Raw genomic sequence first — 5,756 nt, forward strand, 5'->3', positions numbered from 1 at the left:
TATCGCGCATAGTAATAGGAAATCCTGTCTTTATCATATGAGCAGTTTGCGACATATCGTCTTGCTCAACTGCTTTTATTAATTTCTCAAAATAAGCATCAAGAGCTATTTCTAAAGCCCTATAAGAATGGCTTTTAATAAGGCCTAAAGTTAATTGAATGTAGAGCATGCTCGTTAAATGCTCAGGTAATGGTTGGTATAATGGTTTAAAGGTGCCAATCAATTCAATAACTCGGTCGATTTCGCCCTTATATAATAATTTATTGATATGTTCTTTATAAAAATTAGGTTCCCGGGCTGCATCGGGTAGTTTTTTGCTGTAAGGTGACTTGGTATTTGTAAAAGCACCATAATCAAGTAGTAGATCGATTGCTCCAGTCATATTAAGTTTATAAGCAGCTGCTAGTAGCGGGCCGTTACTAAGATTAATATCAGCGCCATTTTCTAAAAGCATTAGCATAAGTTCTTGTGGACACAAAAGTACATGATCTAGAAAGTTGCCTTGATTATCAAAACTAGGGTGTAGAGTGGGTAACTCGTTTGCTTTAATTAAGCCACATGCAAGTGGCGTTAGCCCCTCTTTATTTTGAGCATCAACATTGGCTCCTGCCGCAATTAATTGAGCAGCTAGAGCGATATAGCTTTTATTCTTGTCTGCTTTGCTAAAAACTTTAATAACAGTATGCAGTGGTGTGTTTCCTTGGCGGTCTTGAGCGTTAGGATCAGCTTTATAAGCAAGTAGCAAATCAGCACTATCTGTATCACCTGCTTGAGCAGCAATATGGAGTGCTGTGCTGCCAAAAACATTTCGTCTATTAGGGTTAATGCCGCTTTTTAATACTTTTAGTAGTGCTTGTTTATCGCCATTTTTTGTAGCCTGTGAGAGCTGCTTAACAAGGGACTCTACGCGAGCAGTATGAGTTCTTGGCTGTGATACTGCTGGTGCTAGAGAAGCAGTAGTTAGTAATGCTGTGTTTTTAATAATTTCTGCAATAGCCGGTGTACTTAAGTATTCAGCCCAGTGCAGCATTCTTGCTTTGCTTTTATTGTCTAAAGTACAGTAGGCATTACTATGAGCTCCGTGTAAAATTAATAATGAAACTATAGCAGTATTTTGGCTTAGTAATGCCCAATGTAAAGGAGTTAATTGGCTAAAAACTTGTATTTGAGGGGTGTCTTGCGACAAGCAAGGGTTTTTTGTCATTTGTGAATGAGATTCTGGATTATCCATATTTTCAGGTACAAGCATAAATTGAGGGGTTCCATCTTTAGTATGTACAATACCGAGAAACTTTGCTTGTTTTGTTACAAAAACACCATAGCTAGATGTATCAATTGTAGGATAAACAGGTATGACTCGACTGAGCAGCTCGTCTAATGCCGTTAATGTACAGGCGCCTTGAAGTAAAAATATACTTATTGCGATCTCTTTTCCTTGGGCATTAACGTTAGCGCCATGGGCTAAAAGTATTTGTGCTGCGGGTATATTATGAGCTAGTGCTGCCCAATGGAGCAATGTGTGCCCATTTACATCACATGCGTCAACATCAGCGCCAGAGCTGAGTAATCTTTCAAGCTCTGGTAAATTGTTGGTATTTAAAGCTAAAAAAAGTTGTTCGTCAATTGAGCATCGAATGTAAAAAAAGCTTAAAATACTAAAAAGTAAAACCAGTTTTTTCATAAATTTTCCTATGCTAGAAGTGCCTCTTTAGTAACTAATGGCCTTTTTAAACTTTAGCATAGGAAAAAGATTGCAAGCAACAATAAGGTGATCTAGCGTACAGGCTTTGCCGGAGAGCTTGTCTTTTTTATAAAGCTTGCCATTTCTGGCGTACTTAAGTGTTGAGCCCACGTTATCATGTTTGCGTTTGTATTGTTTGATAGGCGGCAAAGAGCATCGGGTCGAGCGCCATGCGCTATTAAAAACGCAACTACTTCTATATCTTGGCTAAGTATAGCCCAATGGAGCGGAGTTAACTTGCTAAAGACCTGTATTTGAGGATGACTTTCTTTAAAGCAAGGACTTGTTGATAATTGCTCGTAGGTAAGCTTGTTATTTGAATTGCCAGGTGACTGAGCAAATGAAGGTATAGTGTCCTGATCATGTAGAACAACCATAAAGTTTTTTCTGTTATTTAGTACAATGCCATAGCTAGAAAAGGTACTAGGATAAAAAGGAATTACTCTTCTAAGGAGCTGTTCTTTATATTCTGAAGGACAATCATCTTTAAATTCAAAAATACTTAAAGCTATCTCTTGCCCTGAAGCATTAATATCTGCGCCATGCTCTAAAAGCAATGTTAATGCTGGTATATTACGTGAAAGCGCTGCCCAATGCAGTAAGGTATGGCCACTGCTATCCCTAGCATTTGGGCTAGAACCTTCTAGGAGTCCGTCTTCAAGTTGGGATACATTATTATCTACCAAAGCCTGAAATAGCTGATCATCAATAAAACAGTGAGCATAAAAAGAGCTTGACATTATAAAGAGTAGTAACAGTTTTTTTATTTTTTTCATTGTCGTCCTTGCTTGATTGAAATACTTATTTTTTTAATTTTATCATATTAATCATAATTGAATCAATACTATGCTTAGATTACTATTTTACCATGGTTGAGTATGTATATAGTATCAGCTATTTCTTGTACAAAGGGGGTGTCATGGCTTGAAATAACAAGTGTAATGCCCTGAGTTTTTAAATCTAGAAGCAGTTTTTTAAGTATATTTTTGCTTTCACGATCAAGTGCTGCTGTCGGCTCATCAAGAAGTAAAAGCTCTGGTTTTAGTAATAATGCTCGTGCAATAGCTATACGTTGCTGCTGGCCACCAGAAAGCTCCGTAGGGTAGTTATGAGCAACGTGTTTAAGCTCAAGTTGTTCTAAAAGCTCGAGTGCTTCTTTAGTTGCTTGTTGGTGGCTGTATTTTTTTACTACCATAAGCGGTTGTATGCAGTTTTCTAAAGCAGTAAGATGGCTAAATAAATTATAGTGCTGAAAGAGAAAGCCTATAATGCCACTACGCTCTTGTACTGATAACGCCCGTAGATCTTTACCTGCATAGGTTATTGACCCGGTATATTGTTGTTTAAGTTGTGCTATGCAATAGAGTAGGCTTGTTTTGCCAGCACCACTTTTGCCCGTTAGGCAGGTTATTGAACCTGGTGTGATACTTAACGATAGCGTGTCTAGGATAAGACGGTCAGCATAATATAAGCTTAAGTTATTAACGATTAACATGGTATTTTCTCTCAAGTAGTTGTCCAACAAGTGAAAGCGCCCCAGTAAGTATCAGATAAATACAAGCAATAGCAAGGGTTATAGTTAACGGATCGGCTGACCGGGCAATAATATTCATGCCTGTTTTAGTAAGCTCAACGGTACCTATACTAGCAACGATAGCAGTGCTTTTAAGTGCCATGTTGTATTCGTTCATAAGTGACGGCAAAACAGCTCGTAGTGCTTGTGGTACGATAATAAAACGTAGTTGTTGTAGAGTGCTATAGCCTAAAACAAAACTTGCGTCCCATTGGCCCGTTGGCAAAGAATTTATCCCTGCACGTATTGTTTCTGATACGTATGCTGCTGAACATAACCCTAAGCCTATAATGCTGGCGTTTTCAGATGAAAGGTTAATCAAGCTCACTTCTGGGAGCACAAAATAAATGATCATAAGTTGCGCATACAGGGGTATTCCTCTTAAAATAAGCGTCGCGCCATCAAGTAGCAAACTAATAATGGGAATACGTGCTTTGCGGGCACGTAGTAAGCCTGTAAGTGTACCTACAACCAAGCTAATACATGATGCGGTAAACCAGATGTACACTGTTGTAAGAGCAGCATTAATAAGTAATGGGGCTGACGCTGAGAGAGTAACGAGAGAAAAGAGTTTCATGCCTGTTCCTTTTTAAACCACTGTTTTTCAAGTGCTGCTAAAGTACCCTGTGCTTTAAGGTTGTTTATTATTAATTGTATCTCTTTTTTTAGCTTTGTATTAGCTTTATTAACGCCAATACCGCAGCCTAAAAATGCTTGATCTTCGTTTAATGGTACGGTAAGAGCTACAAGTTCTGGATACTGACTTTTAAGTTCGTTGTAAGCAGTAGGTTCTATAAGTACCGCTAAAGCTTTTTTATATTTAAGTTCTAAAATAGAGGGCACAGGATCTAATTGTTTAACCGTGAGCCCAGAAATAGTCAGTAAAAAACCTTCGGTGCTGGAGCCCGCTTCAACGCATACTGTTGCATTAGGAATGTTTTTAAGATCTTCAAGTGTTTTTACGCCTTGAGGAATAGTTTGCCAAAAAACTAATCTTAAAGAAGTTACGGGTTCACCTTGATAGGCAATTAAATCAACTTGTTTGAGCCGTTCTTGGGTAATGGAAAGACCAGTCATAACAAAATCAACTTTATTTTGATTGAGTGCGGTCAACAGTGATGCTGTATCCATGTCTTTGATGACAAGCTTTTTACCTAATTGAACTGCTATCTGTTGGGCGATATCTATATCAAAGCCTTGATAGGAGCCATTATTACTCATAGTAACATAGGGCGGCCAACCGCTCATAGTGCCTAAAATAAGAGTGTCATCAGATTGAGCTGTTGATGAACGAAATACAAAATAGCCAAGCGTAGAAAAAATAATAAGTAGAGCTAAAGCTCCCAAAAATTTTGGTTGCATAACGGAATCTTTCTTAATAAAAGTCTTGTGTAAAAAATAAATAAATAAAATAGTTATACGTTAGCCAAAGATGGCATGCGTACTATTTTAAAGGTCGTATAAAAAATAAAATAAATAAAAAAGTGTAGTAAAAGAGTGATTGCAGTTTAGTTGCAATGATGATGGGTATGGTGATGAGAAAGAAAGGAAAAAGAATGAAAGCTAAATTTAGAAAAATTACCAAGGCTCAAAAGGATAAAATCACAGTTTATCATGAGCTTTCTCCTGAGTTATTAAGATTAAAATAATTAAACTATATATATTTTTAAATATAACACAATTATTGTATAAAAACAATAATTATAACGTTTTGGCCACAAAACTGACAAACACACAGAAAACACTTTTAAAAAATGGTGAATCATTTATGCTGTATATAAGAGTATTTGTAGCATGATACTTATACTAGTAACAGAACAACTTTTCTTGGCTAAAAAAATAATTTGGAGAGATGGCTGAGTGGCCGAAAGCGGCCGCCTCGAAAGCGGTTATTGTGTCAAAAACGCAATCGGGGGTTCGAATCCCCCTCTCTCCACCACCATAGTACCGCGTTCAGGATGCTTCTATGATAAAACGTATCTCGCTTATTTTTATAATTGTTGCATGTCTGCTTGGCGAAAGCATGCATGCTATGACTTTTGATAATCGTTATTTTCCTCTTTTTTATAAGCCTTATTTGCGCCGCCTTGGTGGCAGAGGCCATACAGCTATTCAACCCTTTTTTATGAGGTCCGATAGGGCAACAGGATCGTTTGATGAAGATATACCACTTCCTGATATAGATGGACCTTTTGAAGATGTTAAAAGATCGCAGTATGATCTTGGTTTAGTGGCTGATGCATTAACAGAGTCAGGCAAGTTAGATACTCTTCCTTTTTTACTTTCTCGCGGTCCAAACTCAAGAAGTGCCAGCAGTGTTCCCTTTAAAAGAGACGGTCGTCTTGATGCTGAAGGAGTAGCTTTTTATTATGAGCACTATTTTAATGATTGTTGGTCTTTAGGTACCTCTTTTTTCTTTATGCATGTCAATGCACGCCAAGA

The 5,756-nt window shown here is 37.6% G+C and carries 6 protein-coding genes and 1 tRNA gene; 2 read left to right on the forward strand and 5 right to left on the reverse strand.

Features of this window, described 5'->3' with window-relative positions:
• From H0X48_06640 to H0X48_06660, 5 genes are all read right to left on the reverse strand, one after another.
• A partial coding sequence (locus H0X48_06640; protein ID MBA3954969.1) for an ankyrin repeat domain-containing protein occupies nt 1–1,681 on the reverse strand: 1,681 nt, incomplete at its 3' end.
• Nucleotides 1,682–1,773: 92 nt separating this feature from the next.
• Nucleotides 1,774–2,517 (reverse strand): ankyrin repeat domain-containing protein, encoded by a 744-nt coding sequence (locus tag H0X48_06645; GenBank protein ID MBA3954970.1) that lies wholly within the window; start codon nt 2,515–2,517, stop codon nt 1,774–1,776.
• Between the two features lie 74 nt (nt 2,518–2,591).
• Nucleotides 2,592–3,236 (reverse strand): amino acid ABC transporter ATP-binding protein, encoded by a 645-nt coding sequence (locus H0X48_06650; GenBank protein ID MBA3954971.1) that lies wholly within the window; start codon nt 3,234–3,236, stop codon nt 2,592–2,594.
• Nucleotides 3,223–3,891: an amino acid ABC transporter permease gene (locus H0X48_06655; GenBank protein ID MBA3954972.1), complete on the reverse strand. Its 669-nt coding sequence runs from the start codon at nt 3,889–3,891 to the stop codon at nt 3,223–3,225. The genes H0X48_06650 and H0X48_06655 overlap by 14 nt, the downstream gene beginning before the upstream one ends.
• Nucleotides 3,888–4,676 carry a transporter substrate-binding domain-containing protein gene (locus tag H0X48_06660; GenBank protein ID MBA3954973.1) on the reverse strand — a complete coding sequence of 263 codons (789 nt, stop codon included), beginning with the start codon at nt 4,674–4,676 and terminating at the stop codon, nt 3,888–3,890. The genes H0X48_06655 and H0X48_06660 overlap by 4 nt, the downstream gene beginning before the upstream one ends.
• Before the next feature lie 484 nt (nt 4,677–5,160).
• Here H0X48_06660 and H0X48_06665 point away from each other — a divergent pair.
• Together H0X48_06665 and H0X48_06670 are read left to right on the forward strand one after the other, a co-directional pair.
• Nucleotides 5,161–5,253: transfer RNA gene (locus tag H0X48_06665), tRNA-Ser, on the forward strand.
• A 27-nt stretch (nt 5,254–5,280) separates the two neighbouring features.
• The coding region (locus H0X48_06670; protein ID MBA3954974.1) for a hypothetical protein at nt 5,281–5,756 on the forward strand (476 nt) is incomplete at its 3' end.

The sequence above is a fragment of the Candidatus Dependentiae bacterium genome, from assembly GCA_013821315.1.
In the GTDB taxonomy this organism is placed as follows: Bacteria; Babelota; Babeliae; order Babelales; family Babelaceae; genus JACDHA01.